This window comes from Streptomyces sp. NPDC044044, from assembly GCF_056434405.1.
The window spans coordinates 689,563-706,637 of record NZ_JBWKFG010000003.1 but is presented as its reverse complement, the minus strand read 5'-3'; the positions used below and the strand labels follow the sequence as shown (position 1 = coordinate 706,637).

The 17,075-nt window shown below is 69.2% G+C and carries 17 protein-coding genes and 1 pseudogene; 9 read left to right on the top strand and 9 right to left on the bottom strand.

From position 1 onward, the window contains the following. Positions 1–65: 65 nt before the first annotated feature. Together AC07AG_RS14125 and AC07AG_RS14120 are read left to right on the top strand one after the other, a co-directional pair. Positions 66–656: an N-acetylmuramoyl-L-alanine amidase gene (locus AC07AG_RS14125; RefSeq protein ID WP_478755000.1), complete on the top strand. Its 591-nt coding sequence runs from the start codon at positions 66–68 to the stop codon at positions 654–656. Positions 657–703: 47 nt separating this feature from the next. Further along, the gene (locus AC07AG_RS14120; RefSeq protein ID WP_478754998.1) at positions 704–1,642 is read left to right on the top strand and encodes a 1-aminocyclopropane-1-carboxylate deaminase/D-cysteine desulfhydrase; all 939 of its coding nucleotides are present in this window, start codon (positions 704–706) and stop codon (positions 1,640–1,642) included. On the opposite strand, the gene AC07AG_RS14115 is transcribed toward AC07AG_RS14120, so the two are convergent. Then, positions 1,621–3,219: a Na+/H+ antiporter gene (locus AC07AG_RS14115; protein ID WP_478754997.1), complete on the bottom strand. Its 1,599-nt coding sequence runs from the start codon at positions 3,217–3,219 to the stop codon at positions 1,621–1,623. The two genes, AC07AG_RS14120 and AC07AG_RS14115, sit on opposite strands and share 22 nt — an antisense overlap. 46 nt (positions 3,220–3,265) lie before the next feature. Here AC07AG_RS14115 and AC07AG_RS14110 point away from each other — a divergent pair, with 46 nt between their 5' ends. The 3 genes from AC07AG_RS14110 to AC07AG_RS14100 all read left to right on the top strand — a co-directional run bounded on the left by AC07AG_RS14110 (position 3,266) and on the right by AC07AG_RS14100 (position 5,248). Then, positions 3,266–3,526: a UBP-type zinc finger domain-containing protein gene (locus AC07AG_RS14110; RefSeq protein ID WP_478754995.1), complete on the top strand. Its 261-nt coding sequence runs from the start codon at positions 3,266–3,268 to the stop codon at positions 3,524–3,526. Positions 3,527–3,773: 247 nt separating this feature from the next. Further along, complete coding sequence (locus AC07AG_RS14105) at positions 3,774–4,187, top strand: ATP-binding protein (RefSeq protein WP_030780840.1); 414 nt, start codon at positions 3,774–3,776, stop codon at positions 4,185–4,187. Beyond that, a complete protein-coding gene (locus AC07AG_RS14100) occupies positions 4,184–5,248 on the top strand; it encodes an RNA polymerase sigma factor SigF (protein WP_478754993.1) in 1,065 nt (354 codons plus the stop codon). The genes AC07AG_RS14105 and AC07AG_RS14100 overlap by 4 nt, the downstream gene beginning before the upstream one ends. A 57-nt stretch (positions 5,249–5,305) precedes the next feature. Here the strand turns inward: AC07AG_RS14100 and AC07AG_RS14095 are convergent, their stop codons facing one another. Further along, positions 5,306–5,758 (bottom strand): hypothetical protein, encoded by a 453-nt coding sequence (locus tag AC07AG_RS14095; protein ID WP_478754991.1) that lies wholly within the window; start codon positions 5,756–5,758, stop codon positions 5,306–5,308. A gap of 92 nt (positions 5,759–5,850) precedes the next feature. Between AC07AG_RS14095 and AC07AG_RS14090 the strand changes: the two genes are divergently transcribed. After that, positions 5,851–6,819, top strand: a complete 969-nt coding sequence (locus tag AC07AG_RS14090; protein WP_478754989.1) for a diacylglycerol/lipid kinase family protein — start codon at positions 5,851–5,853, stop codon at positions 6,817–6,819. 318 nt (positions 6,820–7,137) lie between these two features. After that, positions 7,138–7,395 carry a WhiB family transcriptional regulator gene (locus AC07AG_RS14085; RefSeq protein ID WP_016639615.1) on the top strand — a complete coding sequence of 86 codons (258 nt, stop codon included), beginning with the start codon at positions 7,138–7,140 and terminating at the stop codon, positions 7,393–7,395. A 191-nt stretch (positions 7,396–7,586) separates the two neighbouring features. Here the strand turns inward: AC07AG_RS14085 and AC07AG_RS14080 are convergent, their stop codons facing one another. Both AC07AG_RS14080 and AC07AG_RS14075 read right to left on the bottom strand, forming a co-directional pair. Further along, positions 7,587–9,053, bottom strand: coding sequence for a sensor histidine kinase (locus AC07AG_RS14080; protein WP_478755557.1), 1,467 nt, complete (start codon positions 9,051–9,053; stop codon positions 7,587–7,589). Positions 9,054–9,400: 347 nt separating this feature from the next. Then, entirely contained in the window at positions 9,401–9,997 is a 597-nt protein-coding gene (locus tag AC07AG_RS14075) for a TetR/AcrR family transcriptional regulator (protein ID WP_478754987.1), read from the bottom strand. A gap of 93 nt (positions 9,998–10,090) precedes the next feature. On the opposite strand from AC07AG_RS14075, the gene AC07AG_RS14070 reads away from it, so the two are divergent. Next, positions 10,091–10,837, top strand: coding sequence for an SDR family oxidoreductase (locus AC07AG_RS14070; protein WP_478754985.1), 747 nt, complete (start codon positions 10,091–10,093; stop codon positions 10,835–10,837). A gap of 9 nt (positions 10,838–10,846) precedes the next feature. Here AC07AG_RS14070 and AC07AG_RS14065 read toward each other — a convergent pair. Then, a pseudogene (locus AC07AG_RS14065) lies at positions 10,847–11,040 on the bottom strand (SIS domain-containing protein); the annotation flags it as partial. A gap of 162 nt (positions 11,041–11,202) precedes the next feature. Here AC07AG_RS14065 and nagB point away from each other — a divergent pair. Then, positions 11,203–11,988, top strand: a complete 786-nt coding sequence (gene nagB, locus AC07AG_RS14060; RefSeq protein ID WP_249592844.1) for a glucosamine-6-phosphate deaminase — start codon at positions 11,203–11,205, stop codon at positions 11,986–11,988. A 135-nt stretch (positions 11,989–12,123) separates the two neighbouring features. On the opposite strand, the gene AC07AG_RS14055 is transcribed toward nagB, so the two are convergent. The 4 genes from AC07AG_RS14055 to AC07AG_RS14040 all read right to left on the bottom strand — a co-directional run bounded on the left by AC07AG_RS14055 (position 12,124) and on the right by AC07AG_RS14040 (position 16,830). After that, on the bottom strand, positions 12,124–13,617 hold the full coding sequence (locus tag AC07AG_RS14055) for a glycoside hydrolase family 3 protein (RefSeq protein ID WP_478754983.1): 1,494 nt from the start codon (positions 13,615–13,617) through the stop codon (positions 12,124–12,126). An 8-nt stretch (positions 13,618–13,625) separates the two neighbouring features. Continuing rightward, positions 13,626–14,432 (bottom strand): carbohydrate ABC transporter permease, encoded by an 807-nt coding sequence (locus AC07AG_RS14050; RefSeq protein ID WP_478755555.1) that lies wholly within the window; start codon positions 14,430–14,432, stop codon positions 13,626–13,628. 29 nt (positions 14,433–14,461) lie between these two features. Next, positions 14,462–15,442: a carbohydrate ABC transporter permease gene (locus AC07AG_RS14045; RefSeq protein WP_478754981.1), complete on the bottom strand. Its 981-nt coding sequence runs from the start codon at positions 15,440–15,442 to the stop codon at positions 14,462–14,464. 107 nt (positions 15,443–15,549) lie between these two features. Beyond that, positions 15,550–16,830, bottom strand: coding sequence for an extracellular solute-binding protein (locus AC07AG_RS14040; protein ID WP_478754979.1), 1,281 nt, complete (start codon positions 16,828–16,830; stop codon positions 15,550–15,552). Positions 16,831–17,075: the final 245 nt, after the last annotated feature.

Sequence of the window (17,075 nt, the reverse complement as noted above, 5' to 3'; positions counted from 1 at the left end):
GGTAAAAGCGGGCTTACAAGACGGTCCGCGGTCGGCGGCCGTCGTGCTCCGCAAAGGAGTCGGCCATGGCCCCACCCATGTCTGCGGGCAGGTTCCTCGACATCCTCAGGGACGAAGGGGTGACCGTCGTCGAAGTCGGCGACTGGGAGCATCACAACCGCAACCACACGGGGCCGTGGGGGCCCGTGCACGGCGTGATGATCCACCACACGGTCACATCGGGCAGCCAGCGGACGGTGGAGATCTGCCGCGACGGTCACGCCTCGCTGCCCGGCCCGCTCTGTCACGGCGTCATCACCAAGGACGGCCGCGTCCACCTCGTCGGGTACGGCCGCGCCAACCACGCGGGCCTCGGCGACGACGACGTCCTGCGCGCGGTCATCGCCGAGAAGGCCCTCCCGCCGGACAACGAGGCGAACACCGACGGAAACCGCCACTTCTACGGTTTCGAGTGCGAGAACCTCGGCGACGGCGAGGACCCCTGGCCCGACGAGCAGCTGGAGGCGATCGAGAAGGTCTCGGCAGCCATCTGCCGCGTCCACGGCTGGAATCAGCGCTCGGTGATCGGCCACCTCGAATGGCAGCCGGGCAAGGTGGACCCCCGGGGCTTCACCATGAAGACGATGCGGGAGCGCATCGAGGAACGCCTCAAGTAGCAGACCGTGGCCGTGCCCGCCGGCACGGTGCCGGGCAGAATGGCGGGGTGAGCACCACCCCGCCGACCAGCCCGCGCCCCAGGCTCCCGTCCCCGCTCCAAGAGCTCCGGGACGACCGGTTCACGCGGCACGGCCTCACCCTCGTACTCAAGCGGGACGACCTGATCCACCCGGATCTGCCGGGCAACAAATACCGCAAGCTCTCCCCGAATCTGGACGCCGCCGTCGCAGCGGGACACGAGGTCCTGCTGACCTTCGGCGGCGCCTACTCCAACCACCTCAGGGCGACCGCCGCGGCGGGCCGCCTCCTCGGCATGGACACGATCGGCGTGGTCCGCGGCGACGAACTCGCCGAGCGCCCCCTGAACCCGTCACTGGCGCAATGCGCCGCCGACGGAATGCGCCTGCACTTCATCGACCGATCGACGTACCGCAGGAAGACCGACCCGGAGGTCCTGGCCGCCCTCCTGCGCGCGACAGGCGCAGGCGATCCCTACGTCATCCCCGAAGGGGGCAGCAACTCCCTTGCCGTACAGGGCTGCACGGCCCTGGGCGAGGAACTGCGCGGCCACGCCCGCACGGCGGCCGTGGCCTGCGGCACCGGCGGCACCCTCGCCGGAATGGCCGCGGGCCTCGCCCCGGACCAGCGCGCCCTCGGCATACCGGTGCTCAAGGGCGGCTTCCTCGGCCCCGAGATACGGGCGCTGCAACAGCGGACCTTCGGCGCACCCACCACCAACTGGCACCTGGACGAACGCTTCCACTTCGGCGGCTACGCCCGCACGTCACCCGAACTCACCGCGTTCGCAAACGACTTCGAGGACCGGCACGGCCTCCCCGTGGAGCGCGTCTACGTGGCCAAGCTCCTGTACGCGCTGACAGCCCTCTCCGAAGAGGGCGCGTTTCCCCCAGGCACCGAGGTCACCGCGGTGATCACGGCCACGGAGCCCGCGCCACCCGCGGCTCAGTCCTCGACCTCCCGGTAGGCGGCCGCCTCCTCCAGGTCCAGCTTCCGCAGCAGCGTCCGCATCATCTCGTCGTCGATGCGCCGCTCGTCCCGCATCTTCACGAACACCTCCCGCTCGGCGGCGATCGCCTCGCGGGCGAGCCGGCGGTAGGTGTCGTCCGCGGACTCCCCCGTCACCGGGTTGGGCTGACCGAGCCGTTCCCACACGGAGTTGCGCCGTCGCTCCAGGACGGTCCGCAGACGGTCCTGGAGGGGCTGTGGGAGGCAGTTGCGCTCGTCCTCCATGAGTTCGTCCACCCGCTGCTCCGCGGCCTGCGAGGCGGCGTTCTGCGCCTGCGCCTCCGCGAGCGTCTCCGCCTGCGCGTCCCGCCCCGGCAGCTTCAGGACCCGGATCAGCCACGGCAGCGAGAGACCCTGCACGACCAACGTGCCGATCACCGTGGTGAAGGTCAGGAACAGCACGAGGTTGCGCGCCGGAAACGGCTCCCCGTCGTCCATGACGAGCGGGATCGAGAAGGCGATCGCCAGCGACACCACACCGCGCATCCCGGCCCAGCTGACGATCAGCGGCCGCCGCCAGTCCATGTCGCTCTCCCGCTCCTTGATGCGCGTCGACAGGATCCGCGGCAGATAGGTCGCCGGATACGACCACACGAAGCGCACGAGCACGACGAAGAAGAAGACCCCCAGCGCGTACCAGGCCGCCTGTACGCCGCTGTACTCACCGAGCCCCTCGATCACGAGCGGCAGCTGCAGGCCGATGAGCGCGAAGACCGCCGACTCCAGGATGAACGCGACCACCTTCCAGACAGCGGCCTCCTGCAGCCGCGTCTCGAAGTCGACCTCCCAGGAGCGGTGCCCCAGGAACAGGGCGACGACGACCACGGCGAGCACTCCGGAGGCGCCGACCTGCTCGGCGGCGGCGTACGCGACGAAGGGGATCAGCAAGGAGAGGGTGTTCTGCAGCATCGCCTCCTTCATGTGCCGGCGCAGCCAGTGGATCGGCACCATGAGGATCAGCCCGACACCGACCCCGCCGACCGCGGCCATCAGGAACTCCCTGATCCCGCCCGCCCAGCTGGCGCCCTCGCCGACCGCCGCCGCCAGGGCGACCTTGAAGGCGGTGATCGCGGTCGCGTCGTTCACCAGCGACTCGCCCTGCAGGATCGTGGTGATCCGCGAAGGCAGCCCCACCTTCCGCGCGATGGCCGTGGCCGCCACCGCGTCCGGCGGCGCGATCACCGCGCCGAGGACCAGCGCGGCGGTCAGCGGCAGATCGGGGATCAGCAGATACGCGAGCCAGCCGACGGCGAGGGTCGCGAAGAGCGTGTACCCGACCGAGAGCAGCGCCACGGGTCTGATGTTGGCGCGCAGATCCAGGTACGAGCTCTCCAGGGCCGCGGTGTGCAGCAAGGGCGGCAGGATGAGCGGCAGCACGATGTGCGGGTCCAGGTGGTAGTCCGGGACCCCCGGCACGTAGGCGGCGACGAGTCCGACCGCGACGAGCAGCAGCGGTGCGGGCACCGGCGTCCAGCGCGCGGCTCCGGCCACCGCGGCACTCGCCGCGATCAGCGCCACCAAGGGCAATACGTCCATCGGTCCGGCCCTCCGAGATACCCGTTCCCGTCGTAACCTGGCAATCATGAACGAGTGCCCGCATGTCGCAGCGCTGCCTCACCCCGAGCCGGCGCCGCTGAGCGAGACCTGCCCCGAGTGCCTGGCGGTCGGCAGTCACCCGGTGCAACTGCGCCTCTGCCTGGACTGCGGGCATGTGGGCTGCTGCGACTCCTCGCCCTTCCAGCACGCGACGGGACACTTCAAGGACACCGGACACGCGGTGATGAGGACCTTCGAACCGGGTGAGAGCTGGCGTTGGTGCTTCGTGGACGGTTCGATCGTCTGAGGCCTGGGTACGTCAACCCGACGCCCGTACTCTCCAATTGGGACCGTGAGACCCCTAGCCACTCTCCGTACCCTTAGGCTTACTATGAGTGACAGCAACGGAGCGGGGTCCCCGGGACACGGAATTGGGGAGCGCGGTAGCGTCACCGCAGAACTACGTGGTGCGTTACCCGTGTGACGCAGTCCGGACCGCCGCTGGACGGCGGACCTGGAGCCCCGAAAGTGCTTGTACCACCTTGGAGGTGAGGGTGTCCCAGATCGCAGGCGAGCCCGGGAATCAGGACTTCGTCGAGGTCCGCCTTCCGGCTGCGGGTGCCTACCTGTCGGTGCTGCGTACGGCCACGGCCGGTCTCGCGGCGCGTTTGGACTTCACTCTCGACGAGATCGAGGACCTGCGCATCGCGGTCGACGAGGCCTGCGCGATCCTGCTTCAACAGGCCGTGCCCGGTTCGGTGCTCAGCTGCGTCTTCCGGCTCGTCGACGACTCCCTTGAGGTGACCGTCTCCGCACCGACCACCGATGGCCGGGCCCCGGAGCGGGACACCTTCGCCTGGACTGTGCTGTCCGCCCTCGCGGGTCAGGTCGACTCCACCGTGGCCGAGGACAACACCGTCTCGATCAGCCTCTACAAGAAGCGCGGCGCGGGACCCGGGCCGGCGTGAGGGACGGGGAGGGGCCGGTGCGGGACGAAGAGCGCGGCACACGTGGTCTGTCCGGTCGTCGGGGAGGGACACCGACGAAGGGGCGCGAGGCTCCGTCGGAGCCCGCGTTCACGGGCATCCCCGAGCAGCAGGCCAGGCCGCACCCTCAGGACCCGGAGCAGCCGGGTCCGTCGACTGTGGCTGATGCGTCGGAGCAGGCAGAGCCGACCGCCCAGGAGGAGCGCGCAAAGCCCTCCGCCCGGGGCGGCGCGCAACGGGCGGGATACATGAGCGAACACGGTGAGCAGCAGCACACCCGGCATAATCCGCAGGACCGCAGCGGTGCACGCGCGATGTTCATCGAGCTGCGCGAGCTGAAGGACGGCAGCCCCGAGTACGCGGAGCTGCGCAACCGGCTGGTCCGCATGCACCTGCCGCTCGTCGAGCACCTGGCCCGCCGCTTCCGCAACCGCGGCGAGCCCCTTGACGACCTGACGCAGGTCGCCACCATCGGCCTGATCAAGTCCGTCGACCGCTTCGACCCGGAGCGCGGCGTGGAGTTCTCCACGTACGCGACGCCCACGGTCGTCGGCGAGATCAAGCGCCACTTCCGCGACAAGGGCTGGGCGGTCCGGGTCCCGCGGCGCCTGCAGGAGCTGCGGCTCGCCCTGACCACGGCGACCGCCGAGCTGTCCCAGCTGCACGGCCGCTCCCCCACGGTGCACGAGCTCGCCGAGAAGCTGGGCATCTCGGAGGAGGAGGTCCTGGAGGGCCTGGAGTCCGCCAACGCGTACTCCACGCTGTCCCTGGACGTCCCGGACACGGACGACGAGTCCCCGGCGGTCGCGGACACCCTGGGCGCGGAGGACGAGGCCCTGGAGGGCGTCGAGTACAGGGAGTCCCTCAAACCGCTCCTGGAAGACCTTCCACCGCGCGAGAAGCGCATCCTGCTGCTGCGGTTCTTCGGCAACATGACGCAGTCGCAGATCGCACAGGAAGTCGGCATCTCCCAGATGCACGTCTCCCGGCTTCTCGCCCGCACACTCGCGCAGCTGCGCGAGAAGCTCCTCGTCGAGGAGTGACGAAGGAGCAGGCCGCCCCTCCTGGCCTGCTCCTTCGGGACGTCTCGTGCGGGACGGCTACTTCACGTCGTCCTGTACGTTCCCCGGGCCCCGGATGCCGAGCGCCTCGGTCGTGGCGGGGTTGACCAGCAGGACGAGCGCGGCCACCGCGACGGCGGCGAGCGCGATGCCGGCCGGGATGGCCATGCTGTCGGCCTGCAGCAGCTGCCAGGCCACCGGAAGAGCCATGATCTGCGTGATGATGGCGGGCCCCCGGCTCCAGCTGCGGCGGAGCAGGAGGCCGCGGGCCGCGAGCAGGGGCAGGAGCGCGAGGACGATCAGCGTGATGCCGCCCGTCGTGGCCTGTTCCGGGTTGTCGGGGTCACCCGCGAGGCCCATCACGAGCATGTAGACACCGGCGGCGATGAGTGCGACGCCCTCCAGTGCGGCGAGGGCCGCGGCGGCCGTCAGACGTCCGGGACGCGGGCCTGATTCCGGGGCTTCGGGGGTGGGGTTCCGCTCAGTACTCACCCTTGCAGCGTAGCTGTGCGTGTCCGCGCTCCGGGCCCCGGTCCGCACCCTCGGTCTAGGCCAGGTAAAGACCGCTAGGTACTCTGCTTCGCATGCGTGCACTCCTTGTGGTCAACCCAGCGGCAACCACCACCAGCGCGCGCACGCGTGACGTACTGATCCACGCGCTGGCGAGCGAGATGAAACTCGAGGCGGTCACCACCGAGTACCGCGGCCATGCCCGGGACCTCGGCAGACAGGCCGCGGAGAGCAAGGACATCGAGCTGGTCGTCGCCCTCGGCGGGGACGGCACGGTCAACGAGGTCGTCAACGGACTGCTGCACGACGGCCCCGCCCCGGACCGTCTGCCCCGCCTGGCCGTCGTCCCCGGCGGGTCCACCAATGTCTTCGCGCGCGCCCTCGGTCTGCCCAACGACGCCGTGGAGGCGACCGGCGCCCTGCTCGACGCGTTGCGTGAGGGAAGCGAACGGACAGTGAGCCTGGGCCACCTGTCGGGCACCCCCGGCACGGAGGACGAGGCCGTCCCCGGGCACTGGTTCACTTTCGCCGCCGGATTCGGCTTCGACGCCGGAGTGGTGGGCCGGGTCGAACAGCAGAGGGAGCGCGGGAAGCGGTCCACCCATGCGCTGTATCTGCGCCAGGTGTTCCGTCAGTTCCTCGACGAGCCGCACCGCAGGCACGGAATGATCACGCTGGAACGGGCCGGCGAGGACCCGGTCACCGACCTCGTGCTCTCCATAGTCTGCAACACCTCTCCCTACACCTACCTGGGCAATCGCCCGATGTACGCGTCCCCGCAGGCCTCCTTCGACACGGGCCTTGACGTGCTCGGTCTGAAGAAGCTCTCCACCACCGCGGTGGCCCGGTACGGGACGCAGCTCCTGACGTCGACGCCCGATCGCGGACCACACGGCAAGCACGCGGTTACGCTCCATGACCTCACCGACTTCACCTTGCATTCGAAGGTGCCGCTCCCCCTTCAGATGGACGGTGACCACCTGGGGCTGCGCACGAGCGTGACGTTCACAGGCGTACGCCGTGCACTGCGTGTGATTGTGTGAGTAGAAGGGCCCAAAGTCCTTTCACTCGAACGTTTAGGCCAGGGTCCACCCCATAGAAGTACGGCTGTGACCCAGCCGACACTGAGGAATCAAAAAAAACTTGCCGGAAGGGGTTGTATCCGCCGCCGAGGTTTGCGAATCTCTACATGGCGATCGGGACGGCCCGCAACATCGGCCCCACAGAGAGCCAGAACCCCCTCCTCAACTCATAGGACATCGTCGCGTATGTGACGAAAGTCCCTTCCGTTGTCGGGGGATTCGTGAAAGCGTTCACATTCACAAGCAACCTGCATGTAATACCAAGGAGAGGTAGCAGCCATGGACTGGCGTCACAACGCCGTTTGCCGCGAGGAAGACCCCGAGCTCTTCTTCCCCATCGGCAACACCGGTCCTGCGCTGCTGCAGATCGAGGAAGCCAAGGCCGTCTGCCGCCGCTGCCCCGTCATGGAGCAGTGCCTGCAGTGGGCGCTCGAGTCCGGCCAGGACTCCGGCGTCTGGGGTGGCCTCAGCGAGGACGAGCGCCGCGCAATGAAGCGTCGCGCCGCTCGCAACCGTGCACGCCAGGCAAGCGCCTGACGCTCACGCCCCCTACGAGCCTGAGCCCGGCGGCGCGTACAGCGAGTACGCATCTCCCGCCCCCGAGCCGCAGCCGCGCAGTACCCCCGATGCGCAACGCAACGTGAGCAGTGAGCCCCGGACCACTTCGGTCCGGGGCTCACTGCTTTGCATGTGCGGTGCCGGAGGGGTGGTCTTCCCCCTCCCCCGCGCTACTTGTCGCCGCGCACCGGGATGTCGAGGACGACCTGCGTGCCGCGCTCCGGGGCCCGCACCATGTCGAACGTGCCGCCCATCTCGCCCTCGACCAGGGTGCGGACGATCTGCAGGCCGAGGTTGCCGGAGCGGTGCGGATCGAAGCCGTCGGGCAGGCCGACGCCGTCGTCCTGGACGGTGATGAGCAGACGGCCGTCCTTGCTGGTGCCGCCGCGGACGGCGGAGACCTCGACCGTGCCGGTGTCGCCTTCCTGGAAGCCGTGCTCCAGGGCGTTCTGCAGCACCTCCGTGAGCACCATCGACAGCGGGGTCGCGACCTCGGCGTCCAGGATGCCGAAGCGTCCGGTGCGCCGGCCGGTGACCTTGCCGGGTGAGATCTCCGCCACCATCGCGAGGACGCGGTCGGCGATCTCGTCGAACTCCACGCGCTCGTCCAGGTTCTGGGACAGCGTCTCGTGCACGATGGCGATGGACCCCACGCGGCGTACGGCCTCTTCGAGCGCCTCGCGGCCGGTGGCGGAGTCGATGCGGCGTGCCTGCAGGCGAAGGAGCGCGGCAACCGTCTGGAGGTTGTTCTTCACCCGGTGGTGGATCTCCCGGATGGTCGCGTCCTTGGTGATCAACTCCCGCTCGCGGCGGCGCAGTTCCGTGACGTCGCGCAGCAGTACGAGCGAACCGATGCGCGGGCCCTTGGGCTTGAGCGGGATCGCGCGGAGCTGGATCACGCCGTCGCCGCCCTCGATCTCGAACTCGCGGGGCGCCCAGCCGCTGGCGACCTTGGCGAGCGCCTCGTCCACCGGGCCGCGGGACGGGGCGAGTTCGGCGGTCGCCGTGCCGAGGTGGTGACCGACCAGGTCGGCGGCGAGGCCGAGGCGGTGGTACGCGGAGAGCGCGTTCGGCGACGCGTACTGGACGATGCCGTCGGCGTCGAGGCGGAGCAGACCGTCGCCCACGCGCGGCGACGCGTCCATGTCGACCTGCTGGCCGGGGAACGGGAAGGACCCGGCGGCGATCATCTGCGCCAGGTCGGACGCCGACTGAAGGTAGGTCAGCTCCAGGCGCGAGGGGGTACGCACCGTGAGCAGGTTCGTGTTGCGGGCGATGACACCCAGGACGCGTCCTTCCCTGCGTACGGGAATGGACTCGACCCGCACCGGCACCTCTTCACGCCACTCGGGGTCGCCCTCGCGCACGATGCGGCCCTCGTCCAGGGCGGCGTCGAGCAGCGGGCGGCGGCCGCGCGGGACGAGGTGGCCGACCATGTCGTCCTGGTACGAGGTGGGGCCGGTGTTGGGCCGCATCTGCGCCACGGAGACATAGCGGGTGCCGTCGCGAGTGGGGACCCACAGCACGAGGTCGGCGAAGGAGAGGTCGGAGAGCAGCTGCCACTCCGAGACCAGCAGATGCAGCCACTCGAGATCGGAGTCACCGAGAGCGGTGTGCTGGCGTACGAGGTCGTTCATGGAGGGCACGTGTGCGAGCGTACCTGGCACGTCCGGCGGGTCCGCCCGGGGCGATTCCCGACGAGCCGCGGCGCCAGGGCGGGACCCTCAACCCACCCACGGCACCGCAGCCCTTCAGGAACACCGACCACCGGAATGTGCGGTACCGGACGGCCGATCGGAGGATCCGACACGGTCAGGGCAGAGAGTGCCGGCTCCTCGGTCCGTCCTCCTGTGCGGGAAGGACGGATGCTTTACCAACGCATTGTGGACTAGACCATTCACCTGTGTCTACGCGTCGGCAGATGTTTGTTGTTGTCTCTTTCTCTCACTTGTCGCCCGGCGGACGCCCGCCGCCCCCTGCGGACTTATACCTCGGGCCAGACCCGCATGGCCAGCTCGGCGACCGCCTCCAGCTCCTGCCGGCTCGCGCCGTCGCGGGACTGCTGGGACATGCCCTGGAGCACGGCTCCGGTGTAGCGGGCCAGGGCGGGGGCGTCCGTGTGCGGGGGGAGCTCGCCCGTGGCGGTGGCGGCCCTGATGCGGCTCTCGATGGAGCTGATGTTGGCGTTGCGCCGGTCGCGCAGGGCGGTTTCGACCTCCGGCGTCGTGCAGTTCGTCGCGGCGTAGATGACGAGGCAGCCGCGGGGGTGCCCGGCTTCCGTGTACTTGTCCGCGGCCTCGCGCAGCATCCGCGCGACTCCGCCGCGGACGGTCGGCTCCTGCGCGAAGGCGCGCTCGCTGATGGAGCCGTGCGTCTGCCCGTACAGCACCACGACCTCCTCGAACAGTGACTGCTTGTCACCGAAGGCCGCGTACATGCTGGGGGCGCCGATGCCCATGGCCCGGGTGAGGTCCGTGACCGATGTCGCCTCGTACCCGTGCTCCCAGAAGGTGCTCAGGGCCTGCTCCAGTGCGGTCTCCCGGTCGAAGGAGCGGGGACGCCCGCGCTGTTTCGTCGCCATGGAGTGAATTGTATAGCGGGCGCTAGAAAAACGGCCCGGGGTCGGCTACGGTTCTTTCTGTAACGACCACTAGAGAAATAGGGGGCGGCTCTCATGGGCACGCTTGCGGGGAAGACGGCACTGGTCACGGGCGGAAGCCGCGGCATCGGGCGGGGCATCGCCGAGCGGCTCGGGCGGGACGGCGCACGGGTCGCCGTGCATTACGGCAGCAATGAGACGGCGGCGAAGGAGACGGTGACGGCGATCGAGGCCGCGGGAGGCTCCGCCTTCGCCTTCGGCACGGAGCTGGGCGTCCCCGGCGACGCCGATGCCCTCTGGGCCGAGTTCGACCGGCATGCCGACGGCCTGGACATCCTGGTGAACAACGCGGGGATCGGGCTCTACAGCCAGGTGGGAGAGGTCCAGGAGGCGGATTACGACCGGGTGTTCGCGGTCAATGTGAAGGCGCCGTTCTTCGTCATCCAAAAGGGCCTCGGCCGGCTGCGCGACGGCGGCCGGATCATCAACATCTCCTCGGGCGTCACCCGCATCGCCTTCCCGATCACGATCGGGTACTCGATGACGAAGGGCGCGCTGAATGTCCTGACGCACACCCTGGCGCAGGACCTGGGCCCGCGCGGGATCACGGTCAACGCGGTGGCGCCGGGGATCATCGAGACGGAGATGATGGAAGGGATTCCCGAGGCGCAGCGCTCCCAGATGGCCGGGTACTCGACCTTCGACCGCATAGGCCAGCCCGCGGACGTGGCGGACATCGTCAGCTTCGTCGCCTCGGACGACGCACGGTGGATCACCGGTCAGTACATCGACGCGACGGGCGGTTCGGTGCTCGGGGTGTGACGCCCCGCGTCAGCGGGTCTCCGTCACCTTCGCCAGGGCGCGCGGGGCGTCCGGGTCCTGGCCTGCGCCTTCGGGCCGACGACCACGAGGTCTGCGCCGCGTCCGCACAGCCGGTCGAGGACGGGCTGAAGGGCCTGGCCCCCTCCTCCCACTTTCCCCGCTCGGGGCGTGGCTTGCTCGACGGGCGGGGGCGGGCCGGAGAGCCGAGCATGGAACGCGGGAACCGAAGCGAGCCAAGCCGGAACCGAAGCGAACCGAAGTGAACCGAAGCCCGGGAACCTGGGGTCCGGGCGGGCCAGCTCTGCTAGATTGGTCTATACCACATTGTCCCCCGTGAGTCCCCTCTCCAGATCGGCAGGCCCAGCGTGGAAGTTGTCATCGTCCCGGACGCCAAGGCAGGCGGCGAGCTCATCGCGGAGGCCATGGCCGCCTTGGTGCGCCGTAAGCCTGACGCCCTGCTCGGTGTCGCCACCGGATCCACCCCGCTGCCCATCTACGAAGCCCTGGCCGCCAAGGTCGGCTCCGGTGCCGTGGATGCCTCGCGGGCGCGGATCTGCCAGCTCGACGAGTACGTGGGGCTGCCCGCCGGGCACCCCGAGTCCTACCGCTCCGTGGTGCTGCGCGAGGTCGTCGAGCCGCTGGGGCTCAGCGAGAAGTCCTTCATGGGGCCCGACGGCAGCGCGCAGGACGTGCAGGCGGCCTGCGAGGCGTACGACCAGGAGCTCGCGGCGGCCGGGGGTGTAGACCTCCAGCTGCTCGGGATCGGCACGGACGGGCACATCGGGTTCAACGAACCGTGCTCCTCGCTCGCCTCGCGTACACGGATCAAGACGCTGACGGAGCAGACGCGGGTGGACAACGCGCGGTTCTTCGACGGGGACATCGAGCAGGTGCCGCACCACGTGATCACCCAGGGGATCGGGACGATCCTGGAGGCCCGGCATCTGGTGCTGCTGGCCACGGGTGAGGGCAAGGCGGACGCGGTCGCCGCGACGGTGGAGGGGCCTGTCGCCGCGGTTGTTCCGGCTTCGGCTCTGCAGTTGCACCGGCATGCGACGGTCGTCGTGGACGAAGCGGCTGCCTCCAAGCTGAAGCTTGGGGAGTACTTCCGGGCCACGTACGCGGCGAAGCCTGCCTGGCAGGGGCTTTAAGCGGGCCCCTGGGCCTAGGGCGAAGGTGCCGGGCCGACCCCTGTCGGGGGCGCCCCGGCACCTTTTGTTCGCGGCCGCACCTGCGGGTGCGTGGGGGCTTGGCGCGCAGTTCCCCGCGCCCCCTACGGGGCGCTCCTAGGCGCCCGTGATGACCTCTGCCGCCGCCAGGCCGCAGACCCTTGCCGCGCCGTGTGTGGCGATGTGCAGGGAGCCCGTCGGGGGTGACTGAGGGACGCCCATCTCGACCACGATCGTGTCGGGGCGGGCGGACAGGAGTGTGTTCAGGGACTCCGCCATCCACGCGTGGCGGTGGGCGTCGCGGACGACGGCGACGATCCGCCGCTCCCCCGCCTCGGCCAGCGCGAGCGCGCCCGCGTCCGCGCCGGTGAAACTGCCCGTCTGTGTGCCGGGGAGCAGGCGTTCCAGCTCCGCGGCCACGCCCCACGGGGTCTCGTCGCCCACCGCGATGTTGGCCATCGGGGTGAAGGCGGCGACGAACGGGGCTTCGGTGAGCGGGGCGGCGTAGGACTCGCCCCGGGTGACCGTCAGGGCGCGGCGGGCCGCGACCAGGCCGATCTCGGTGCCGGGCGCGCCCCCCGAACGGTCGGCCGCGCCCGGCACCGAGGTCCAGTGGGCCAGCGCCCGTACGCGCGTGGCCGCGTCGGCGAGGCGCTCCTCGGAGAGCTCGCCCGTGCGGACGGCGGCGACCAGCGCGTCCCGCAGGCGCAGGACCGTCTCGTCGTCCGCGAGGCCGCCGCCCACGCAGATCGCGTCGGCGCCCGCGGCGATGGCCAGGACGCTGCCGCGCTCGATCCCGTACGTGGCGGAGATGGCCTGCATCTCCATGCCGTCCGTGACGATGAGGCCGTCGAAGTTCAGTTCCTCGCGCAGGATGCCCGTCAGGATGCGGCGCGAGAGCGTCGCCGGGTACTCCGCGTCCAGGGACGGCACGAGGATGTGCGCGCTCATCACGGCGCGCGTGCCCGCGGCGATCGCGGCCCGGAACGGCGCGAGGTCGCGGGCGCGCAGGACCTCGGGGTCGACCCCGATGCGCGGCACGTCGTGGTGCGAGTCGACCGCGGTGTCGCCGTGCCCCGGGAAGTGCTTGGTGCAGGCGGCGACGCCCGCGGACTGCAGCCCCTCGACGTACGCGGCGGTGTGCCGGGCCACCAGGAGCGGATCCGCGCCGAAGGAACGTACGCCGATGACGGGATTGTCCGGGTTGGAGTTGACGTCGGCGGACGGCGCCCAGTTGAGGTTGACGCCGCACGCGGCGAGCCGGCGGCCGAGCTCGGCGGCCACGTCACGGGTCAGCGCCGTGTCGTCGACCGCGCCGAGCGCGTGGTTGCCGGGGAAGGAGGAGCCGGAGCGGACCTCGAGGCGGGTCACGTCACCGCCCTCCTCGTCGATGGCGACCAGGACGTCGTCACGCTCCGCGCGCAACTGTGCCGTCAGTGCGGCCAGTTGTTCGGGCGAGGCGATGTTGCGGCCGAACAGGCCGACCGACGCGAGGCCTTCACCGATCCTGCGGAGCAGCCAGTCCGGTGCGCTGGTCCCGACGAAGCCGGGCTGCAGGACGGTCAGGGCGTCGCGGGTCAGGGTGTCGGTGGGGCGGGTGAGTGTCGTCATATGGCGTGTTATCCCTTCACGGCGCCGTCGGTCAGACCGCTGACGGCCCTGCGCTGCAGGAAGACGAAGAGGACCAGGATCGGGATGGCGAAGAGCGAGGCGGCGGCCATGGTGGCACCCCAGTCGTCACCGAAGGCGGTCTGGAATCCGGACAGCCACACCGGCAGGGTCTTGGCTTCCGCCTCCTTGTTGAGGACAAGGACGAGCGGGAATTCGTTCCAGGCGGTGATGAAGCCGAAGAGCGAGGTTGACATCAGGCCCGGCGCGAGCAGCGGAAGGATCACCCGGCGGAAGGCCTGCATCCGTGAACAGCCGTCCACCATCGCCGACTCCTCGAGCTCGCGCGGCACCGCGGCGACGAAGCCGCGCAGCGTCAGGAGCGTGAAGGGCAGGATCATCACCATGTAGAAGAGGGTGAGCGGGACCAGGCTGTTCAGCATGTCGGCGTCACGCACGATCATGTAGATCGCGATGACCATGACTTCCCAGGGCGCCATCTGGGCCAGCATGAAGCCGATGATGAAGCCCTTGCGGCCCTTGAACCGCATCCGGGCGAGCGCGAACGCCGACGCGAGGCCGATGATCAGCGAGAAGACCACGGCGAGCAGCGTGACGGTGAGGGAGTTGCCGACCATCGTCCAGAAGTGGTCGGCGTCCACGGCCGTCTTGAAGTGCTCGAACGTCACGTCGGTCGGGATCCACACCGGGTTCTCGCTGATGATGTCGCCGGTCGGCTTGAAGGCCGTGGCGAACATCCAGTAGACCGGGAAGACGAAGCCGATGAAGAGTACGACGGCCACCGCGTTGGGCCAGATCCGCCGGAACCTCGACGAAGCAGTGCGCGTCACAGCTCGTCCTCCTCTTGCTTGAGCACGATCCGCAGGTAGAAGGCGGTCAGGGCCAACAGGATGACGATGGTGAGCAGCGCGATCGCGGCACCCATGCCGAAGTGCTGGTTGCCCATGCCCTCGATGTAGGCGTAGACGGGCAGGATCTCGGTGAGCCGGTCAGGGCCGCCCTCGTTGAGCGCCATGACCTGCGCGAACGCCTTGAAGACCCAGATGATCTCCAGGAACGTCGTCGCGTAGAGGAAGGGCCGCAGGTAGGGCAGCGTGACGTTCGTGAAGCGCTTCCAGGCGCCTGCGCCGTCCAGCGACGCGGCCTCGTAGAGCTCCTTGGGGATCACCGTCGTCGCGGCGTACAGGTTGATCGCCACGAAGGGGACCGACATCCAGACGATCAGGAAGATGACCACGAAGAACGTGGAGAGCTGGCTGCCCATCCAGTCGAAGTCGGCCATCGAGTGCCAGCCGGCCTTGTCCAGGACCCAGTTCACTACACCGAAGCGCTGGGCGAACAGCCACTGGTAGACGGTCGTCGCCGCGATGACCGGCATCGCCCAGGCGAGCACGAGCCCGACCAGGAGGAACGTCCGCATCCGCTTGCCGAGCCGTGCGAGCAGCAGGCCCACCAGGGTGCCGATCAGCATGATCAGCGCGACGTTGACCGCGGTGAACGCGATCGAGCGGCCGGTGACGCGCCAGAAGTCCTCTCCGGTGAGGACTTCCTTGAAGTTGTCGATCCCGTTCCACTCCGTGAGGTGGAGGATGAACTGCCTCATGTTGAGGTTCTGGAACGACAGCATCCCGTTGTTGACCAGGGGCCAGCCGAGGAACACGAGCGTGGCCGCGATCGCGGGAAGCAGGAGCAGATAAGGGGCGAGCGACCGGGCACGCTCGCGGGGCTTGCCCGGATCTCCCGGCCGTCCGTCCGTTTTCACGACGTCCGGCGGGCCGGTGGGCGGCCGTTCGGTCTGCACGGTCATGCTCGCCATCTCTTTCGTGGGCATCGCGGAACGCAGCGCTGTGCCGGGGCAGCGGGCCCGGGGGTGGGTGACACCCCGGGCCCGAAGTCCCCGGCGGGAGCGCGTCCTTACTGCTTCTGCGACAGGCGCTTGTTGAGCTCGCCCTCGACCTGCTTGGCGGCCGCGTCGTTCGACTTACCGTTCAGCACCGCGGTCATGTAGTTCTTGATCGGGTTCGGCGGGTTCTCCACCGCGGCCCACTCCGGGATCAGCGGGGTCGTGCCACCACCGGCAGTGGCGGGGGCCATGGCTTCGGCGGCCGGGTTGCCCTTGAGCTGGGCCTCCAGGGCCTGCTTGTTCGGGATGACGCCGCCTTCCTTGGCGAGCGCACCTTCGAACTTGTCGTTCAGCGCGATCTTCAGGAACTCCTTGGCGAGCTCCTGCTTCTTGCTGGTCGCGGCGACGGCGAGGTTCGAGCCGCCGAGGAAGACGCCCTCGGGCTTGTCGGCCGTGGCACCGGGGATGGTGAAGTAGCCGATGTTGTCCTTGAACTTCTTGTCCTTGCTGGCCTCGATCGCGGTCGCGGCCTCCCAGCTCATGCCGATGAAGGCGCCGGTCTTGCCCTTGGCGAAGACCTCGGCCTGCTGCGGGGTGGCCTCGTCCTTGTTCTTGGGGGCCTTGGAGAGGTCCGCGAACTCCTTGTACGTCTTCATGGCCTTGGCGACCTTGGGGTCGGTCAGGTTGGAGACGTACTTGTCGCCGTCCTTCTTGACCAGTTCGGCGCCCTCACCGATGGTCAGGCCGACGAAGTGGTACCAGTTCTGGCCCGGCAGGTAGATCGGCTCGGCGTCCGTCTTGGACTCGATCGTCTTGAGGTCCTTGAGGAACTCGGCGCGGGTCTTGGGGGTCTCCTTGATGCCGGCGTCGGCCCAGACCTTCTTGTTGTAGATCACGACGCGGTTGAGGACGAACCACGGGGCGGCGTACTGCTTGCCGTCCACGACCGAGGACTTGTTGATCGACTCGGTCCAGTCGGCGCCGAGCCCTTCCTTGAGATCGCTGAGGTCGGCGAGGCCACCGGTCTTGGCGTACGCGGCGGTCTGGGTGTTGCCGATCTCGAAGACGTCCGGCGGGTTCTCCTCGGAGAGGGCGGTGGTCAGCTTCTGCTGGATGCCGTTCCACTGCTGGATCTCGAGATTCAGCTTGGCGCCGGTCTTCTTCTCGAAGGCGGCCTTGACGTCCTTGGTCCAGCCCTCGGGCGTGGAGCCGTCCATCGCCCAGAGCGTCAGGGTCTCCCCCTTGAAGCCGTCCGCCCCGGCCTTCTTGTCGTCGCTGTCGTCGCTGCCACAGGCCGCGATCGAGACCAACATGCCCGCGACACCGATGGCCGCTATGAGCTTGCGCTTCACGTCACCCTCCTCAAGGGATGCCAGTCAACCCCCCACCCGCAGCGACCAATAGGACCGAGATCTGCCCGTGGGACTGGAACCTGGTCTTTAATGGTGTAGACCAGTACGGGGAGCTTGGCCTAGACCTTTAGGGGTGTCAAGGGTGTATAAGAAGGGCTGTCAGGTCCGTTATCGGACCGACACCTGAGCGGGCACGGTCCGCTCAGCCCGGTACGTGCCACGATGTGAGCCGCGACAGACGGAGG